Raw genomic sequence first — 17,321 nt, 5'->3', positions numbered from 1 at the left:
ACCGCGTGCCGACCGACAGACCGGCACGCGCTGGTGGTTTTGACGCATTAACGGGGTATCGCGGTACCCCAGTCACGCCAGTCTTTAGGTTCGTTATCCAGTAACAGGAAGTGCTGGCCTGTTTGCGCTTTGGGCGAAAGCGGGGTGCTGGGTGGGGTGGCAAACGCAATGCCGCCGCGAATAAACTGGTTGAATGTCCCGGTTTTTACTACACCGCCGACCAGGCCGAAGTCCAGCTTGTAGCCGGATGCCAGCCAGAAAACAGTATTGCTGCGAACCAGGTACTGGTAACGTTTCCCAATGCGCAGTGAGACCATCACCCGGTCAGACAGTGTTCCCAGTCCAAGGCCGGTCACTGTGCCTACTTCAATCCCCCGGAACAGAACAGGGGTTCCGACCGATAGCGACCCGGCGTCCGGCACTTCAACAGTAATGCTCAGCCCGTCCAGATACCGGGAGTCAGAAATTGTCGCCAGCTGGATATCAAAGTCACGCTGGCGCCCACCTTTGCCGGGTTCAACATTGATATAGGGTTGAATCAGCGTATCGAGGTTCGCAACACCTGCTGCGGAAATTTGCGGCGTAACAACGGAGAAGCGGGTTCCTTTACGGGCAAAGGTATTGGCGTATTCGGGGTAAAGCACGGCCTGAGCCTGCACTTCATTGCGTTCAGTAATTAGCGATAATGATTCCACCTGGCCGATATCAATTCCCAGGTAACGAATCGGCATGCCCGAGGCCAGCTTGTCTGCACTGTATGCATGAAGGGTAATGCGGCCGCCGATAGCGCGAGCGGCAGTTTCAGAAGGCCATAATTTACGTTTTTCTGCTACAGGTAATGAATCTGCTGAACTTGGCAGGCTGTCGAAACTAATCGCCCCGCGAATGGCCCGGTTAAGCGGAGATGCCTGAACTGTCAGCCCGTGCCCGTTTAACTGAATTTTGGCACCACCTTCAGCCCAGAACACGCTGTCCGGTGTGAGCAACTTGCGGTACTGCGGTTCAATATAGACACCAACATCAAAAGAGCCGGAATGCGGTGTGATACTGATAACTTGCCCTACTGCAAATTTCCGATACAGAACCACAGAACCCTGCTGAATGTCAGGCAGGTTATCAGCCGTTAATGTGAGGGTGGCTGTGAGAACATCGTTTTGCTGGTTGTCTTTCGCCTGCTGTGTATTGGCGAACAGTGGGTAATCTGTTTTGGCATCACCGTGGTTGCCGGACAGCAGGTTAATACCACCATTGATCCATTGCGCTGGCGGTGCTGCAAGGAATTCAACACCGTCAAGGCCCACTTTCATATCCAGCCTGCTGTTGGCAACAAATTTACTGTCAGCACGCACCAGTGAGCGGTAGGTTGGGTCAATCGCAATGGTAAATTTTACCCCTGCTGGTGTGAGTGTACGGGTAACCACCTGGCCAATTTGAATCCCCCGGTTTAATACCGGCTGGCCGGGGCTTACGCCATAGCTGTCTGGAGCTGTTAGTGTAACTGACAGGGCATTCGCCTGGTCAAGCAGGGCTTCACCTTCAGGCACCACATCAAAATGATGCTGTGGTTTGCCTTCCCCCGGGTGCAATTCCAGGGTGCTCCCTGTAAGGAGCGCACTCAGGTTTGGGTTATCCAGCGACACTTTAGGCTGGGCAAGTGTAATGCGTGTCCCTTCGCGCATTAAATTGACTACGCTTGGGTCAACAGTCAGTTCGCCAGTTACCGTGCCGTCGTTATCAAGGGCTATTTTGGTTAAGGTGCCAACCTGTAACCCCTGGTACATAAGGGGCGTGCTGTTGCTTTTTAACCCGCTGCCGCCTGGCAGCGAAAGTGAGACATGCACGCCACGCTGGCTTTGTGCGATATCCGGGTACAGGGTGAATTGCGCATTTTGTGGCGCCTGTTTGTCATCCTGCGGCGAGTCGAAGGCAATCGCGCCATTAACCAGTGCAGCAAGGCTTTCCAGTTGAATGGATGCGCCGCTGAAGCTGAAGTCGGTTTTCAGCCCGGAAACATTCCAAAAACGGCTGTCTTGTTTGACCAGACTGGCAAAGCGCCGGTCGATCAACACATCAATGGAAACGCCTTGTTTGCTCAGCGTGTAATCATAGACGTGGCCCACAGGAACTTTGCGGTAATACACTCTTGAGCCGCTACTGAGTGCACCTAAATCCGGTGCCTGCAGATGAATCATCAGTGCGCCATTGTTTTCCCGGTAGCGGGGTTGTGAATCCTGGGCGGTAAAATGGTCTTCTTCATTGCCGGGGCCTGGCATCATGCCGATGTAATTTCCGCCTACCAGGGCATCAAGGCCGGAAACGCCCGCCAGTGAAGCTTTTGGGGTTACCAGCCAAAATTGAGTGCCAGCCCGAAGGGCATCCTGCATGGAGCGTTTTATACTGGCCGTCACCACTATTTTACTTAAGTCTTTACTGGGCTGAATATCCTGCACTGTACCGACTTCGACACCCTGATAGCGCACAGGGGTTCGCCCCGGGACTATGCCGTCGGCAGAAATAAAATCGATGGTGATTGTGGAGCCATGTTCCTGCCAGGAGTTCCAGACCAGCCAGCCACTAATCAACAGGGCAATAAATGGCAGGAGCCAGAAGGGAGAAATGCGGCGTTTGACTTTCACTGTTGCTTCAGGTGGCGTCATGTTTTCCTGACTCATAAGCATCCCAGAAAAGCCGGCTGTCGAGCCATTCAACAGCCAGCATAGTTAATACTACAGCCACACCAAAATAGAGCGCGGCTGGTCCCATCGTAAAGGCCAAAAGTTGTTCGCGGTTAACCAGTGACATCATGAGCGAAATGACAAACAAATCCAGCATGGACCAACGCCCGACCCAGGTAATAACACGCAACATTTTCATTCGGGCCAGAATACCCTGTTCGCAACGGCAATGAATGCTCACCAGCAAGGTAAACAGCACGATAACTTTGGTAAAGGGCACAAGAATACTGGCAATAAATACAATCGCTGCAACAAAAATATTGCCATGCCCAAGGGAGATAATGCCGGACAGAATAGTATCTTCCTGGCGTGTACCATTCACATAAATAATGGATATAGGCAACAAGTTAGCCGGGATTAAGAACATCAGTGAGGCAACCAGTGCCGCCCAGGATTTTTGTAAACTGTGCCTGCGCCGCAGGCGCAATGGAACATGGCAACGTGAACAACGCCCTCGTTCGTCAGGCTCGCCAGTATGGTGGCAGGCAAGGCAAACACGGGCATGAGGATTGGCAGTTTTCTGAAATGGCTGGGGGTAAAAGCGCTGCCATAATTGCCCTGTATTGAGGTAAATAATGGTCAGAATACTGAGTACCACCAGTGCGATAAAGGCTACCAGGCCTTCGCCCCACTGAATGAATGCATAGTCACGTACTTTTATGGTGGCAACGACGATACCTATCAGGTAAATATCAACCATTATCCACTCTTTCAGGCGGTGGAGCATGAGTAACACTGGCCGGGCGTTCATTCCAATACGCGGGGCAATTCGCAGGTAAAGAATGGAGGCGACCAGTGTCGCAGGGGCACCAACAGCACAGAATGTAACCAGCGAGGCGGTTATCACATCCCCTTGCTTTACCATTTGCCAGATCCCCTGCATCAGGCTGGCGTCAATGCGTGCACCTAATAACCAGACACTGAGTAACGGGGATGTCCAGGCAAAGGGCATCAGAATCAGCATGGTGATAGCAATGATAGTAAGCCGTTTCATCGACCAGTCGCGGCCACTGTCAACATGCGCATTGCAACGAGGGCAATAAGCTGTGTGCCGACGCGTAAGCGAAGGTAACAAAAAAAGCATGTCACATTCGTGACAACGCTGATAATGTGCCTCACTTGTCTTCGGCAAGGCTACACTTCTTGCTGGCAAAGAAAGCAGCCGGGCTATCCGTAGTTTAAGGTGCATCGGGAACTCTGCCTGTAAAATGGATGGAGTAGTTTACCCTGAAAAAGGATTCATCTTGAGCCCCGGGGCATTTATTGCTTATTTTAGTAGTCCGGGCAGTAACGTTATACAACCAAGTGAACTATTAATGAATAAAGAGCTATTTTATCAAGAGTTGAACCGGGATTTTTCAGCACTGATGGCAGGGGAAAACAGTTTCCTCGCTGTGCTGGCGAATACCAGCGCGCTTTTGTTTGAACGTCTTTCGTCAGTCAACTGGGCAGGGTTCTATTTGCTGGAAGGGGATACACTGGTTTTAGGGCCATTTCAGGGCAAAATAGCTTGCGTGCGTATACCGACAGGTAAAGGTGTATGTGGCACGGCGATTGCTTCAGGTAAAGTGCAGCGCGTTGAAGATGTTCATGCTTTTGACGGCCACATTGCTTGTGATGCGTCCAGCAATGCAGAAATTGTCTTTCCGATAACAGTCGCCGGGCGTCAGTTAGGTGTGCTTGATATCGACAGTACCGAGTATGGCCGCTTTGATGAAGAAGACGAACGCGGGCTGGGAACCCTGGTCACAGAGTTGGAAAAGCTTCTCTCTGGCACAGATTTCGAAAAATTCTTTCTAACAGATGCATGATAATCAACGGATAACGTAGCAATTACAAATGGCGTCATTATAATGACGCCTGTTCGTGCCTGTGATGGTTGGCAAAGTCCGTTGTAATCAGGAAATTTCATGGAAAATCAACCTAAGTTGAATAGCAGTAAAGAAGTTATCGCATTTCTTGCTGAGCGTTTCCCGCTCTGTTTCACTGCCGAAGGTGAAGCTCGTCCCCTGAAAGTCGGTATTTTTCAGGATCTTGTCTCACGAGTGGAAGGGGAACAGAACCTCAGCAAAACGCAGTTACGCTCTGCGTTACGCCTGTATACCTCCAGCTGGCGCTACCTGTACGGCATTAAGCCAGGCGCAGTGCGTGTTGACCTGGACGGCAACCCTTGTGGTGAGCTGGAAGAGCAGCATGTAGAGCATGCCCGCAAACAACTGGAAGAAGCAAAAGCGCGTGTCCAGGCGCAGCGTAATGAGCAACAGGCGAAAAAACGCGCTGCTGCCGCTGCCGCAGGGGAAAACGGTGAAGCAACTGCTGCCCGCCGTGAACGTAAGCCTCGTCCTGCTTCTGCACCTCGTCGCAAAGAAAATGCCCCCCGTAAAGCGCCGGTGAACAAAAAACCACGGCCAGCAGAGGAAGCTAACCATAAACCTGTGACTGATATTTCAGTACTGAAACTGGGCCAGGCAATTAAGGTTAAAGCGGGTAATTCGGCAATGGATGCGACTGTACAAGAAATTACCAAAGACGGTGTCCGTGTGGCGCTGACTTCAGGTATGTCAATGTTAGTGCGCGCAGAACATTTGCTGTTCTGAGACGGAGGTCAACCCAGGCATGAACAAAATTTTCAGGCTTTCGGCTTTTGCCGGGCTTTTTCTGTTGGTGGGCAATGCGCTTGCGGTAGAAGACATCACACGTGTTGATCAACTTCCAGTCCTCAAAGAGGAACCGCAGCATCCCACCGTCAGTGAACGAGTAACCTCGCGTTTTACCCGTTCTCACTACCGTCAGTTCGATCTGAACGCTGAGTTTTCTGGCAAAATTTTCGACCGCTACCTCAATCTTCTCGATTACAGCCACAATGTTTTGTTAGCCAGCGACATTGCGCAATTTGAGAGCCGCAAGGGCACCATTGGTGATGAACTGCGTAGCGGCAAACTGGATCTGTTTTATGATTTGTTCAACCTGGCACAGAAACGCCGTTTTGAGCGCTATGAATATGCGCTGAAAGTGTTGCAGCGCCCGATGAACTTCTCCAGCAATGAAACCATTGACCTCGACAGGCGTAAAGCGCCCTGGCCGACTTCCGAGGCTGAGTTAGATAAGCTTTGGGACGCGAAGGTCAAATATGATGAGTTGAGTCTCAAACTCACCGGAAAAAATGACAAAGAGGTTCGCGAAACACTGGCCCGGCGTTATAAATTCGCTATTCGCCGCCTGGCGCAAACCCGTAGTGAAGACGTTTTCTCATTAGCGATGACTGCCTTCGCGCATGAAATCGACCCGCATACTAACTACCTTTCTCCGCGCAATACTGAGCAGTTCAATACTGAGATGAGCCTCTCTCTCGAAGGGATTGGCGCTGTACTGCAAATGGATGATGACTACACCGTGATTAATTCGCTGGTGGCGGGTGGGCCTGCGGCGAAAAGTAAAGCCATCAGTGTTGGCGACCGTATTGTTGGGGTTGGTCAACCAGGTAAAGCCATGGTGGATGTGATTGGCTGGCGTCTGGATGACGTAGTGGCCCTGATTAAAGGCCCGAAAGGCAGCAAGGTTCGCCTTGAAATTTTGCCAGCCGGTAAGGGCAGCAAAACCCGAACAGTTACACTGACACGCGAACGTATTCGCCTTGAAGACCGAGCAGTGAAGATGTCTGTAAAAACTGTTGGCAACGAAAAAGTCGGCGTGCTTGATATCCCGGGCTTTTACGTTGGGCTGACTGATGACGTTAAAGTCCAGTTGCAAAAACTGGAGAAACAGAACGTCAACAGTATTGTCATTGATTTACGCAGCAATGGCGGCGGGGCGCTGACTGAAGCTGTGTCGCTGTCTGGCTTGTTTATTCCTTCTGGCCCGGTTGTTCAGGTACGGGATAATAATGGCAAAGTGCGTGAAGACAGCGATACCGATGGTATTACTTACTATAAAGGCCCGCTGGTAGTGCTGGTTGACCGCTTTAGTGCCTCTGCATCAGAGATTTTTGCCGCTGCCATGCAGGATTATGGCCGGGCACTGATCGTGGGTGAACCAACCTTTGGTAAAGGAACTGTTCAGCAGTATCGTTCGCTCAACCGCATCTATGACCAGATGCTGCGCCCGGAATGGCCTGCACTCGGTTCTGTTCAGTACACTATCCAGAAGTTCTATCGCATTAATGGTGGCAGTACGCAATTAAAAGGCGTGACACCTGATATCATGATGCCGACCGGAACTGAAAATACTGAGACAGGCGAAAAGTATGAAGATAATGCTTTACCCTGGGACAGCATCAAAGCCGCGCACTATACGAAAACCGGGAGCATGACGCCTTTCGAACCGGAGTTACTGAAGTTACATCAGGCTCGTATCGAGAAAGATCCTGAGTTTCAGTATATTATGAAAGACATTGCCCGGTTTAATGCCAACAAGGATCGCAGAAACATTGTGTCACTGAACCTTGCTCAGCGTGAGAAAGAGAATCAGGAAGATGATGCGCTGCGCCTGGCACGGATCAACGATCGCCTGAAACGCGAAGGCAAACCACTGCTCAAAAAACTTGATGATCTGCCGAAAGATTATCAGGAGCCGGATCCTTACCTGGATGAAACTGTTCATATTGCAATCGACCTCGCCAATATGGAAGCTGGTAAGCAACCTGCTGCACAGCAGTAATAACGCTTTAATCCTCCAAAAGGCACACATTCGTGTGCCTTTTATTTTTGTGACACACTCTTCTATTGTTATCTGTCCATGATATACACGGGTTGCGAAGCGCCTGTTGCAAATATGTTGGTCAAAAATGATTTCCACAGAGCCCGCTTTTCCAACGCAAAACTGGTGAGTTTTGTTGTGTATCTCGTCAGTAAATTAAGACAAAATGTAAAGTTATGTTTTTTTAAGCACTTGCCAGCATCTGGCTCTTGAAAATGTACACGATACCCCTACGATGTGATTCATCGCGTAGAGCGTTTTGTTAAAACGAGGTAAACAAATATATGATGCGAATTGCGCTTTTCCTGTTAACCAACCTGGCCGTTATGGTGGTTTTCGGGCTGGTGCTGAGCCTGACCGGAATTCAGTCAAGCAGTGTCCAGGGGTTATTGATTATGGCCCTGCTGTTTGGCTTCGGTGGCTCTTTTGTATCGCTGCTGATGTCCAAATGGATGGCGTTACGTTCTGTCGGTGGGGAAGTGATTGAGCAACCCCGTAACGAGACGGAGCACTGGTTACTTGAAACTGTCCGTCGGCAGTCACAGCAAGTGGGGATTGCTATGCCGCAGGTTGCGGTGTATCACGCTCCGGATATTAATGCTTTTGCAACGGGTGCCCGTCGCGATGCGTCACTGGTCGCGGTCAGTACCGGGTTGCTGCAAAATATGAGCCGTGATGAAGCCGAAGCGGTTATTGCTCATGAGATAAGCCACGTCGCGAATGGCGATATGGTCACCATGACGCTGATTCAGGGGGTGGTGAACACCTTTGTTATCTTTATCTCGCGTATTCTGGCGCAAATTGCAGCCGGGTTCCTGTCAGGAAACCGTGATGATGGTGAAGAGACAAATGGCAACCCGATGATCTATTTCGCGGTTTCAATGGTACTCGAACTGGTGTTTGGTATCCTGGCGAGCATTATCACTATGTGGTTCTCCCGCTACCGTGAGTTCCATGCTGATGCCGGTTCAGCGCGTTTGGTTGGCCGTGAAAAAATGATAGCGGCACTCCAGCGACTGAAAACCAGCTACGAACCGCAGGAAGCGAGCAGCATGATGGCGTTTTGTATTAACGGGAAGTCAAAAACATTAAGCGAGTTGTTTTTGTCTCACCCGCCACTGGATAAACGTATTGAAGCGCTGCGTACCGGCCAGTACCTGAAATAATCCCGCTGTACAGGTTCAACATAAAAGGCGTGCACAGGGCACGCCTTTTTTATATATGAAGTTAGTGAACGGGCACGGCTTTGTTGCCGTGAACTACAGCAACTGTCAGTTCTCGGGCAATGCCTGTGTGACCCGCAAGCTGCTGACAATACAGGCGGCAGTAGCAAAACAACCAGCCATTATCAGTGCGTATTGGGTTCCCTGCGTCGCTGAAAGATTCAGTGTTAACGCAACCAGCGCGGCACCACTACTTTGCCCAAGCAGCCTTGCCGTGCCGAGCATGCCACTGGCACCACCGCTGCGGTTTTTCGGGGCTGAAACAATAATGGTATGGTTATTAGGCGACTGAAATAAGCCGAAACCTGCGCCACACAAGGCCATTCGCCAGATAATATCCACATCGGTTGGTGTGCCAGGCAAGAAGGCCAACGCAAACAACCCTGTCAGCATCAGAAGCATACCCAGCCCACCCAGCAGACCAGCATGGAAACGACCAATCAGCCGCCCGGCAAGCGGCGCCATCACCATGGTTGCCAGCGGCCATGGCGTTAATAATAAACCGGTTTCTACTTCGCTACGCCCAATGGTGGACTGCAAGTAAAAAGGCAATGCGACCAGTGCCAGCATTTGCGCACAGAAGGAACACACAGAAGTACACAGCGATAACGTGAACAGCGGGATGCGCAGCAGGTCAACTGGCAGCAGAGGTACAGTGAGGGTTAGCTGGCGACGAACGAAAAAGAATCCAATAACCAGCGCGGAGACCAATTCTGCGAGTGTAATAATCCCTGCCTGCTGCTGAGCGAAGCCACTTAACGCAGTAATCAGCAAACCAAATGTCAGGGCGTTCATAATGGCGCTGGGTAAGTCGAAGCTTTGTTTTTTGGCTCCTTGTGGGTTGGGTGGCAAAAAGCGCATAGCCAGCAACAGGGCAATAATCCCGGATGGAACGTTGACATAAAACAGCCAGTGCCAGCTGGCGACGGAGAGTATTGCAGCAGCAACAGTTGGCCCTGCTGCTGCAGACACTGCGACAATGAATGAATTAATCCCCATACCGCGGCCTAACTGGTACTGCGGGTAAATCAGCCGAATCAGTGCCGTGTTTACGCTCATCAGTGCTGCGCCGCCAATCCCTTGCAGAACCCGCGCTGCTGTAAGCATTTCAAGGTTTGGGGAAAGGGCACATAAAAACGATGTGGCGGTAAAACAGACCAGACCGGTTTTGTAGACTCGCCGGTAACCAAACATGTCACCCAAAAATGAGAATGTCAGTAAGCTAACGACAATGGCGATTTGATAGGCGTTGACTATCCAGATAGAGGCGGCCTCAGAGGCATTCAGGTCGCGGGCAATGGTGGGCAGGGCAACGTTCGCAATTGCGCCATCCAGAACTGCCATCATGATACCAATGGCTATTGTGGCAATTGCACCATAACGCTGAGGCAGCGGCAGACCATCAGAAAGTGTTTTTTCCATAGAAAAATGTGAGCTGTACCGACATTGTAATGATAGTGCACATTATAACATTTATATATCTGCTATATGTCGCAGATTTGTAACGAATAAGCGATGACTCGTTGCGGGCAAGTTGCCATCCACATATACTAAAAACCGGTTCTGAATTTTATAAAACATGCGCGATAGAGGTGATTAATGTCAGTGGCAGATCTGGATAAACAGCCTGATTCTGTATCTTCAGTGCTGAAGGTGTTTGGGATTCTTCAGGCACTGGGTGAGGAGCGAGAGATTGGTATCACTGAACTGTCGCAACGCGTGATGATGTCCAAAAGCACAGTGTATCGATTTTTACAAACCATGAAATCCCTTGGTTATGTAGCTCAGGAAGGCGAGTCAGAAAAATACTCTCTCACCCTGAAGTTGTTCGAACTGGGGGCTAAAGCGTTACAAAACGTCGATCTTATTCGCAGCGCAGACCTGCAAATGCGGGAAATTTCCCGTTTAACGAAAGAGACTATTCACCTGGGTGCGCTGGATGAAGACAGTATCGTTTACATCCATAAAATCGATTCAATGTACAACCTGCGCATGTATTCGCGTATCGGCCGCCGTAACCCGTTACACAGTACTGCTATTGGGAAGGTGTTGTTAGCCTGGCGTGATCGCGATGAAGTATTGTCGATTCTCGAACATGTTGAGTACACCCGTAGTACTGATCGGACAATTTCCAGTACTGAAGAGTTACTTGAAGTGCTGGAAGTTGTGCGCAAACAGGGCTTTGGGGAAGATAACGAAGAGCAGGAAGAAGGGTTGCGTTGTATCGCCGTGCCGGTCTTTGACCGCTTTGGTGTGGTGATCGCCGGGTTGAGTATTTCTTTCCCAACGTTACGTTTCTCTGAAGATAAACTGCATGAATACGTTAGTATGTTGCACAATGCTGCACGTATTATTTCCCAGCAAATGGGTTACAACGACTACCCATTCTGAGTTGTACTGAGAGGTAATAAACGCACCGGCCAGCCGGTGCGTTGTTGACTATTGCCCGGTATCAATCACTTCGTCAGTTTTACGCAGCAGCGGGCAACTGGTGACACCAAGAAAATTATTGTCCAGGTGCAGGTACTGAGCAGATGTAACATGCCGGGCCGTCAGGTAGTTACACTTAATACCAAGCCCGGCGGCATTCTCATGTGAACCGATTAAAATGCCATAGCCACTCACCAGTAAACCAACCCACAACACTGCAAGAGCAATAACTAAACGAATAATCAGGCGCATAGAACCTCTTTATCATTGATATTATTCCAGTATCATCAATTCTGAAGGGGAAGATGGCAATATGATGAATCCGAAAAGCGTATCCTGTATGCAGAGACACTTGGTTTAACATTAGCATGCTATCTTATTGCCAATGATCGATAACTGGAGAATATGGTGAGAAAATACCGATGGGTACTCCTGGTGGCACTACTGTTGGCCTCGTTGCTGGTGTGGTTACAGGTTTTTAACGTGATGTGCGACCAGGATGTCCAGTTTTTCAGCGGTATTTGTACAATTAATAAGTACATTCCCTGGTAAGCTTTATGTCGCTGGCTTTTCACTGTAGTGCCGGTGGTATAATGGTTTTTTTTTGAGGTGGTAAGATGGACAATGTAATGAACCCGGGCACTGTAACACTTATGCCCCTGGTGATTTCGGCAATAATGGTTATCCTCGGTCTCGTTCTTTGGTTTTTTGCTAACCGCGCAAGCGTTAAAGCTAACCAGCAAATCGCGTTACTCAATACACTGGTAGATCAACAGAAACGCCAAATCGTGTTACTGCGCCGTTTGTGTGATGCCAATGAACAGGCAGAAGTCAGCCATGAAGATTCTGGCTCTGAGCCAGCTCCACAGGTAGCAACACAAGAAGAAGGTGATGATTTTATCCGTCTGGTTGCTGAACGTTAAGTCCTGAGCACTGTGAGCGGTGGCATTTGACAGTATGGCCTGGAAAAACCCCTGGTTTAACGCCCAGAAAGCGCATCACCGTATTGACGGTTTTGTGAATCTTGACCCTGCTGCCGGCCATCGCCCCGGAGACCTCGATAAATGGCGTGCAGAACGCAAACAGGCGAAGTTGCCTCATCCTCCGGCCGCGGGTTACGACGCGTTTATTAGTACCTGGTGGCAGCGCGCCGATTTTTCCGCAGAGGAAGACGGGATTTGGTGGCTGGGACATGCTTCTGTTCTGGCCCGTCTGAACGGTATTAATATCCTTATTGATCCGGTTTTTTCTCAGCGTGCATCACCGGTCTCTTTTGCCGGGCCGTCACGCAAAACGCCTCCCTGTACGTCCGTCGCTGAGTTACCGCCAGTCGGTGCTGTTGTCATTTCTCATAACCATTATGACCACCTCGACAGCACGGCTATCAGTCAGTTAAAGCGTTACCATCCCCAGGCCTGCTATTTCGTTCCACTCGGGTTGGGTAACTGGTTTATGCGGCGTGGCATTCAACAGGTTATAGAACTCGACTGGATGCAGTCATATGTCTGGCAAGGATTGGTATTAACCGCGGTTCCGGCTCAACACTGGAGTATGAGAACACCGTGGAACCGTAACCGTTCCTTATGGTGTGGATGGGTTCTTGAAAGTGACGATTGCCGGTTTTGGTTCAGTGGCGATACGGGTTACTTTCCGCAACTGTCTGATTTTGTGTTGCGCGTTGGCCAACCGGATATGGTTGCCTTGCCTGTTGGGGCCTATGCACCAGAATGGTTCATGCATCCGCATCATATGTCGCCTGAAGAAAGCGTTTCAGTGTGGCAGCAAATTGGCCGGCCGTATGCTATCCCCATCCATTGGGGGGTATTTGAGCTTGCCGATGAATCCATTGATGAACCACCCGATAAACTACTGCAGGCGTTGAAAAATAAAGGAGAAGATTCGAAATATTTTCAATGCTGCAGAATAGGTCAGTACCATGAGTTAATTAAAAATAACATTTAATTATTATCATATTCCTTTGGTTATATATATGCCCGGGTGATTGGAACTGACTCTTTTTATTCATGGGTAAATAAATCTTTGCATTATTTTGATGCAGGTTCATTAAACTGTCATTATTTTGGTGCATGTTCCAGAATGGAATCTGAATCACATTATTGCACCGAAGCGGGCCTTGTTAAGGCAATTGAAACTGCATAGCTATGCGCTGTATTCATCCAGCAGAATTTTCTATATCTCTTTTGCTGAGAGCCGCTGGACGCAGGGAAGTGATTGGTCTATGTTAGAAAAGTTACATCAATATAGCAGCACAGTCACGGAATTAACTGTGGTCATAAGTTTTGTTTAATGAATATTTGCGCATAACTGAGCATTCATGAAAACTAACTTACTGAATTTGTGCGTTAGATCGATGCACGTTTAAAAATGGCTTGCCATTATAAACGTTGTATGTGATAACACTTTGAGTCAAACGAGGTACAGTTCTGTTTATGTGTGGCATTTTCAGTAAAGAAGTTTTGAGTAAACACGTTGTCGTTGAATACCGCTTCTCTGCCGAACCTTTTATTAGTGCCTCAAGCAGTAATGTCTCTGTTTTATCTCAGGTATGCCTGTGGGCGTAGAAACAAACTAAGGAAATTTAGAAATGGCAAAGATCAAAGGTCAAGTTAAGTGGTTCAACGAAGCAAAAGGTTTTGGTTTCATTACTCCTGCTGATGGTAGCAAAGATGTGTTCGTTCACTTCTCTGCAATCCAGGGTAACGGCTTCAAAACTCTGGCTGAAGGCCAGAACGTAGAGTTCGAAATTCAGGATGGTCAGAAAGGCCCGGCAGCGGTTAACGTTGTTGCGCTGTAAGTTGCACGGCGCAAGCCACGCACATACATCACAATTCAAAAGCCTCGCTTATAGCGGGGCTTTTATCTTTCTGGGATTTGGCAATATCTTACAAAATATTTCACATCCCGCTTCTGTTTGTGTCTTGTTGCAATATCGTGAAGGTATTAGCAGAGTTTTCTCCCTTTCTGATAGTGGTTAGGTTCTAATTTCAGCGTCATTTTTATTGTTTCAGAAGGGATGTTTGTGAAGAAAAATCCTGTATTGCCAACGGGTAACTTCATTTCATGGCGTTTCGGGCTGTTGTGCCTTGCTATATTGTTGAGCCTGGTGTTGTTGCTTGTCCGGGTTGGCTGGTTGCAAATTATTTCACCCGGGCCGTTAGTGCAACAGGAGGATATGCGGTCGTTACGCGAGGAGCCGATTGTTATGCCGCGTGGCATGATTGAAGACCGCAATGGCGACCCACTGGCAGTCAGTGTTCCAGTGGAAGCGATTTGGGCAGATCCCAAGACTGTTATAGCAAAAGGTGGTGTTCAGGTTAATGACCGCTGGCAGGCACTGGCCAGTGCGCTTAAAATTTCTCTCAACTCCCTTTCACAGCGAATAAACCGTAACCCGCAAGGGCGCTTTATTTACCTGGCCCGTCAGGTTGACCCTGAACAGGCACGCTGGATAGATAAACTAAACCTTCCTGGAATTAATTTACGCGAAGAGTCTCGCCGTTTTTACCCTTCCGGGCATATTGCTTCAAACCTGCTGGGTTTTACCAATATTGATGGGCAGGGCATTGAGGGTGTGGAAAAAAGCTTCAATAGCCAGTTGCTTGGCAAGGAAGGCAAGCGCCTGGTACGTAAAGACCGTTATGGGCACGTAGTGGAAAATATTACCGAGGTTCCCGGTACGCCAGCCCATAATATTATTCTCAGTATCGATAAACGGTTACAGACAGTAACCGAAGATGCATTAAGTAATGCTGTTCGCTGGAACAAAGCAGACTCGGGTGCGTCTGTGCTGATTAATGTGCGCACAGGGGAAATTCTGGCAATGGCGAGTTACCCCACTTACAACCCAAATAATCGCGATGGCGCAAAACTGGATGATTTCCGTAACCGGGCAATCAGTGACACATTTGAACCAGGCTCGACAGTCAAACCAATGGTGATAATGACAGCGTTAAAAGCGGGTATTGTTAAACCCGATGATGTGATTGATACACACCCCTATGTTGTGGATGGTCACCGTATTCGCGATGTTGGCTGGTACCCGGAGTTATCACTGACCGGTATTCTGCAAAAATCGAGTGATACCGGGGTGTCACACTTGTCACTGGCAATGCCAATACAGGATTTGATAACCACGTATAAGGCATTTGGTTTTGGGCAAAGCACAGGTCTTGGATTGACTGGGGAAAGCTCAGGCTACATGCCAAACCGGCGTTTCTGGAGCCAACTGGATCGCGCGACGTTTTCATTCGGTTACGGCATGATGGTAACGCCTCTGCAGCTTGCCCATGTCTATGCAACGATAGGCAGTTTTGGCATTTCCCGTCCGCTTTCGATAACCCGTGTCGACCCACCGGTTGTCGGAACGCGGGTAATGCCAGAAAAGATCGTTCATGAAGTTGAACACATGATGGAAAGTGTGGCGTTGCCTGGTGGTGGTGGCATTAAGGCCGCAGTCAAAGATTATCGGGTTGCTGTTAAAACCGGGACCGCGAAAAAAATCGGCCCGGATGGTAAATACATCGATAATTATATTGCCTATACCGCCGGAGTTGCGCCTGCCAGTGATCCGCGTTTTGCACTGGTTGTGGTCATTAATAATCCTTCAAATGGCCAGTACTATGGTGGTGCGGTATCAGCTCCAGTCTTCAGCCAGATTATGGGGGATGTGTTGCGCCTTGAGAATGTTGAACCTGATGGCATACCTGCCGGTGATCCTAATCTGATAGTGCTCGGGCACAGCGATGACAGCCATCCCGCCTTGTAAAACCATTTGCTGCGCGCAGACTTGCAGGTAAACTGCGCGCAGTGAGTTTGACAGGAGTGGTTATGTTGTATTTGTGTCCGCTGTGCCACGCAAAACTGCACGGCGAGAATAAAAGCATGGTCTGCAGTGCCGGGCATCGTTTTGACCTGGCGCGCGAAGGGTATATCAATTTATTACCGGTTCATCACAAGCGGTCAAAAGACCCTGGTGATAATGCCGAAATGATACTGGCCCGGCGTGAATTTCTGGACAGCGGGCATTACCAGCCATTGCGTTCGTTTATTACCAGCCAACTGGCACATTGGTTGCCGGAAAACGCGCCCGCTTTGCTGGATATTGGCTGTGGAGAAGGGTATTACACCAGTGAGTTTGCGCTGTGGGTCAACGAACGGCGGGGCAGCTGCTACGGGCTTGATGTATCAAAAGTAGCCATTCGCATGGCTGCCAAACGGTATGCTTCTGTTCATTTCTGTGTTGCCTCCAGCCAGCGCCTGCCATTTGAAGAGAACAGCCTGGACGGGGTGGTGCGCATCTACGCGCCCTGTAACAGTATGGAGTTGCAACGTGTGGTCAAACCCGGTGGTATCGTGATTACCGCCACACCGGGCCCGGAACACTTGTATGAACTGAAGGCGCTGATTTACCCGCAGGTGCGTTTACATCCGGAACACAGCGAGCAGTTGCCGGGGTTCCGGCTGGCAGAATCACTGCCATTACAGGCAAATTTGCAGCTAACTGGCCCGCAAGCCTGGTCGCTGTTGCAGATGACCCCATTTGCCTGGCATGCCAGTGAAGAAACCAAAGCTGAGTTAGCTGCCAGAGCATCGTTTACCTGCAAAGCAGATTTCCTGATTCAGGTATGGCAACGGGAGCTGGCGGTTTAACCCGCAAAATGGGCCCACAAGATTTCACATCCAATACCAATCAGTACCAGACCGCCAAGTATTTCAGCCCGTTTACCCAGTAGCGGGCCTATAAAGCGGCCAACCATCATACCCAGTGTGGACATTACCAGAGTGGCGCAGCCAATCATCAGCGCCATATGGATTATGTTGACATTAAGAAAAGCCAGGCCAACACCTACAGCCATTGCATCCAGGCTGGTTGCTACTGCGGTGGTGGCCAAAAGCCAGAAACTGTGCCGGGCAAGTGGCTCAGCGTCATCATCGGTTTCGCCACGGATCCCTTCAATAAGCATGCGCACACCAAGAAACAACAACAGCAGGAAGGCAATCCAGTGATTCCAGGTGAGGACAAATTGACTGGCGACTAACCCTAACCCCCAACCAATAAGGGGAGTCAGTGTTTCTATAGAACCAAAGATAATACCGGTACGCAGCGCTTCGCTGAATTTGGGTTTATGGAGAGTTGCCCCTTTGCCAATTGCTGCCGCAAATGCGTCCATTGACATACCAAGGGCGAGAAGAATCATTGCTGAAAGATTCATAAAGC

17 protein-coding genes are annotated in these 17,321 nt (G+C 49.5%); 12 read left to right on the top strand and 5 right to left on the bottom strand.

Annotated features, from left to right (window positions below; all coding sequences use genetic code 11):
* Nucleotides 1–47 precede the first annotated feature (47 nt).
* Nucleotides 48–2,672 carry a PqiB family protein gene (locus DES37_RS14235; RefSeq protein WP_110026322.1) on the bottom strand — a complete coding sequence of 875 codons (2,625 nt, stop codon included), beginning with the start codon at nt 2,670–2,672 and terminating at the stop codon, nt 48–50.
* A complete protein-coding gene (gene yebS, locus DES37_RS14230) occupies nt 2,644–3,924 on the bottom strand; it encodes a membrane integrity lipid transport subunit YebS (RefSeq protein ID WP_110026320.1) in 1,281 nt (426 codons plus the stop codon). Before yebS ends, DES37_RS14235 begins: the two co-directional genes overlap by 29 nt.
* Nucleotides 3,925–4,051: 127 nt before the next feature.
* On the opposite strand from yebS, the gene DES37_RS14225 reads away from it, so the two are divergent.
* From DES37_RS14225 to htpX, 4 genes are all read left to right on the top strand, one after another.
* On the top strand, nt 4,052–4,546 hold the full coding sequence (locus DES37_RS14225) for a GAF domain-containing protein (protein WP_110026525.1): 495 nt from the start codon (nt 4,052–4,054) through the stop codon (nt 4,544–4,546).
* A 99-nt stretch (nt 4,547–4,645) separates the two neighbouring features.
* A complete protein-coding gene (gene proQ, locus DES37_RS14220) occupies nt 4,646–5,332 on the top strand; it encodes an RNA chaperone ProQ (protein ID WP_036107256.1) in 687 nt (228 codons plus the stop codon).
* Nucleotides 5,333–5,351: 19 nt separating this feature from the next.
* Complete coding sequence (gene prc / locus DES37_RS14215) at nt 5,352–7,391, top strand: carboxy terminal-processing peptidase (RefSeq protein ID WP_036107258.1); 2,040 nt, start codon at nt 5,352–5,354, stop codon at nt 7,389–7,391.
* Between the two features lie 323 nt (nt 7,392–7,714).
* Entirely contained in the window at nt 7,715–8,596 is an 882-nt protein-coding gene (htpX, locus tag DES37_RS14210) for a protease HtpX (protein ID WP_036107260.1), read from the top strand.
* Between the two features lie 105 nt (nt 8,597–8,701).
* Here htpX and DES37_RS14205 read toward each other — a convergent pair whose 3' ends face one another.
* Nucleotides 8,702–10,075, bottom strand: coding sequence for an MFS transporter (locus DES37_RS14205; protein WP_110026319.1), 1,374 nt, complete (start codon nt 10,073–10,075; stop codon nt 8,702–8,704).
* 177 nt (nt 10,076–10,252) lie between these two features.
* On the opposite strand from DES37_RS14205, the gene kdgR reads away from it, so the two are divergent.
* Nucleotides 10,253–11,044, top strand: a complete 792-nt coding sequence (kdgR, locus tag DES37_RS14200; RefSeq protein ID WP_036107265.1) for a DNA-binding transcriptional regulator KdgR — start codon at nt 10,253–10,255, stop codon at nt 11,042–11,044.
* Nucleotides 11,045–11,092: 48 nt separating this feature from the next.
* Here kdgR and DES37_RS14195 read toward each other — a convergent pair whose 3' ends face one another.
* Entirely contained in the window at nt 11,093–11,335 is a 243-nt protein-coding gene (locus DES37_RS14195; protein WP_036107267.1) for a YobH family protein, read from the bottom strand.
* A gap of 156 nt (nt 11,336–11,491) precedes the next feature.
* Between DES37_RS14195 and mgrB the strand changes: the two genes are divergently transcribed.
* The 7 genes from mgrB to rlmA all read left to right on the top strand — a co-directional run bounded on the left by mgrB (nt 11,492) and on the right by rlmA (nt 16,753).
* The gene (gene mgrB / locus DES37_RS14190) at nt 11,492–11,635 is read left to right on the top strand and encodes a PhoP/PhoQ regulatory lipoprotein MgrB (protein WP_036107482.1); all 144 of its coding nucleotides are present in this window, start codon (nt 11,492–11,494) and stop codon (nt 11,633–11,635) included.
* A gap of 65 nt (nt 11,636–11,700) precedes the next feature.
* Nucleotides 11,701–12,006 carry a YebO family protein gene (locus tag DES37_RS14185; RefSeq protein ID WP_110026317.1) on the top strand — a complete coding sequence of 102 codons (306 nt, stop codon included), beginning with the start codon at nt 11,701–11,703 and terminating at the stop codon, nt 12,004–12,006.
* A gap of 34 nt (nt 12,007–12,040) precedes the next feature.
* A complete protein-coding gene (locus DES37_RS14180) occupies nt 12,041–13,045 on the top strand; it encodes an MBL fold metallo-hydrolase (protein WP_110026315.1) in 1,005 nt (334 codons plus the stop codon).
* Between the two features lie 488 nt (nt 13,046–13,533).
* Nucleotides 13,534–13,665, top strand: coding sequence for a DUF2627 domain-containing protein (locus tag DES37_RS14175; protein ID WP_072006922.1), 132 nt, complete (start codon nt 13,534–13,536; stop codon nt 13,663–13,665).
* A gap of 23 nt (nt 13,666–13,688) precedes the next feature.
* Nucleotides 13,689–13,898, top strand: coding sequence for a transcription antiterminator/RNA stability regulator CspE (cspE, locus tag DES37_RS14170; protein WP_036107273.1), 210 nt, complete (start codon nt 13,689–13,691; stop codon nt 13,896–13,898).
* A gap of 225 nt (nt 13,899–14,123) precedes the next feature.
* On the top strand, nt 14,124–15,869 hold the full coding sequence (ftsI, locus tag DES37_RS14165; protein ID WP_425451717.1) for a peptidoglycan glycosyltransferase FtsI: 1,746 nt from the start codon (nt 14,124–14,126) through the stop codon (nt 15,867–15,869).
* Between the two features lie 62 nt (nt 15,870–15,931).
* Entirely contained in the window at nt 15,932–16,753 is an 822-nt protein-coding gene (gene rlmA, locus DES37_RS14160) for a 23S rRNA (guanine(745)-N(1))-methyltransferase (RefSeq protein WP_110026312.1), read from the top strand.
* Here rlmA and mntP read toward each other — a convergent pair.
* Nucleotides 16,750–17,316 carry a manganese efflux pump MntP gene (gene mntP, locus DES37_RS14155; RefSeq protein WP_110026310.1) on the bottom strand — a complete coding sequence of 189 codons (567 nt, stop codon included), beginning with the start codon at nt 17,314–17,316 and terminating at the stop codon, nt 16,750–16,752. The genes rlmA and mntP overlap by 4 nt on opposite strands.
* Nucleotides 17,317–17,321 lie beyond the last annotated feature (5 nt).

Source organism: Mangrovibacter plantisponsor (assembly GCF_003182475.1).
In the GTDB taxonomy this organism is placed as follows: domain Bacteria; phylum Pseudomonadota; class Gammaproteobacteria; order Enterobacterales; family Enterobacteriaceae; genus Mangrovibacter; species Mangrovibacter plantisponsor.
This window is presented reverse-complemented; position numbering and strand designations above follow the sequence as displayed.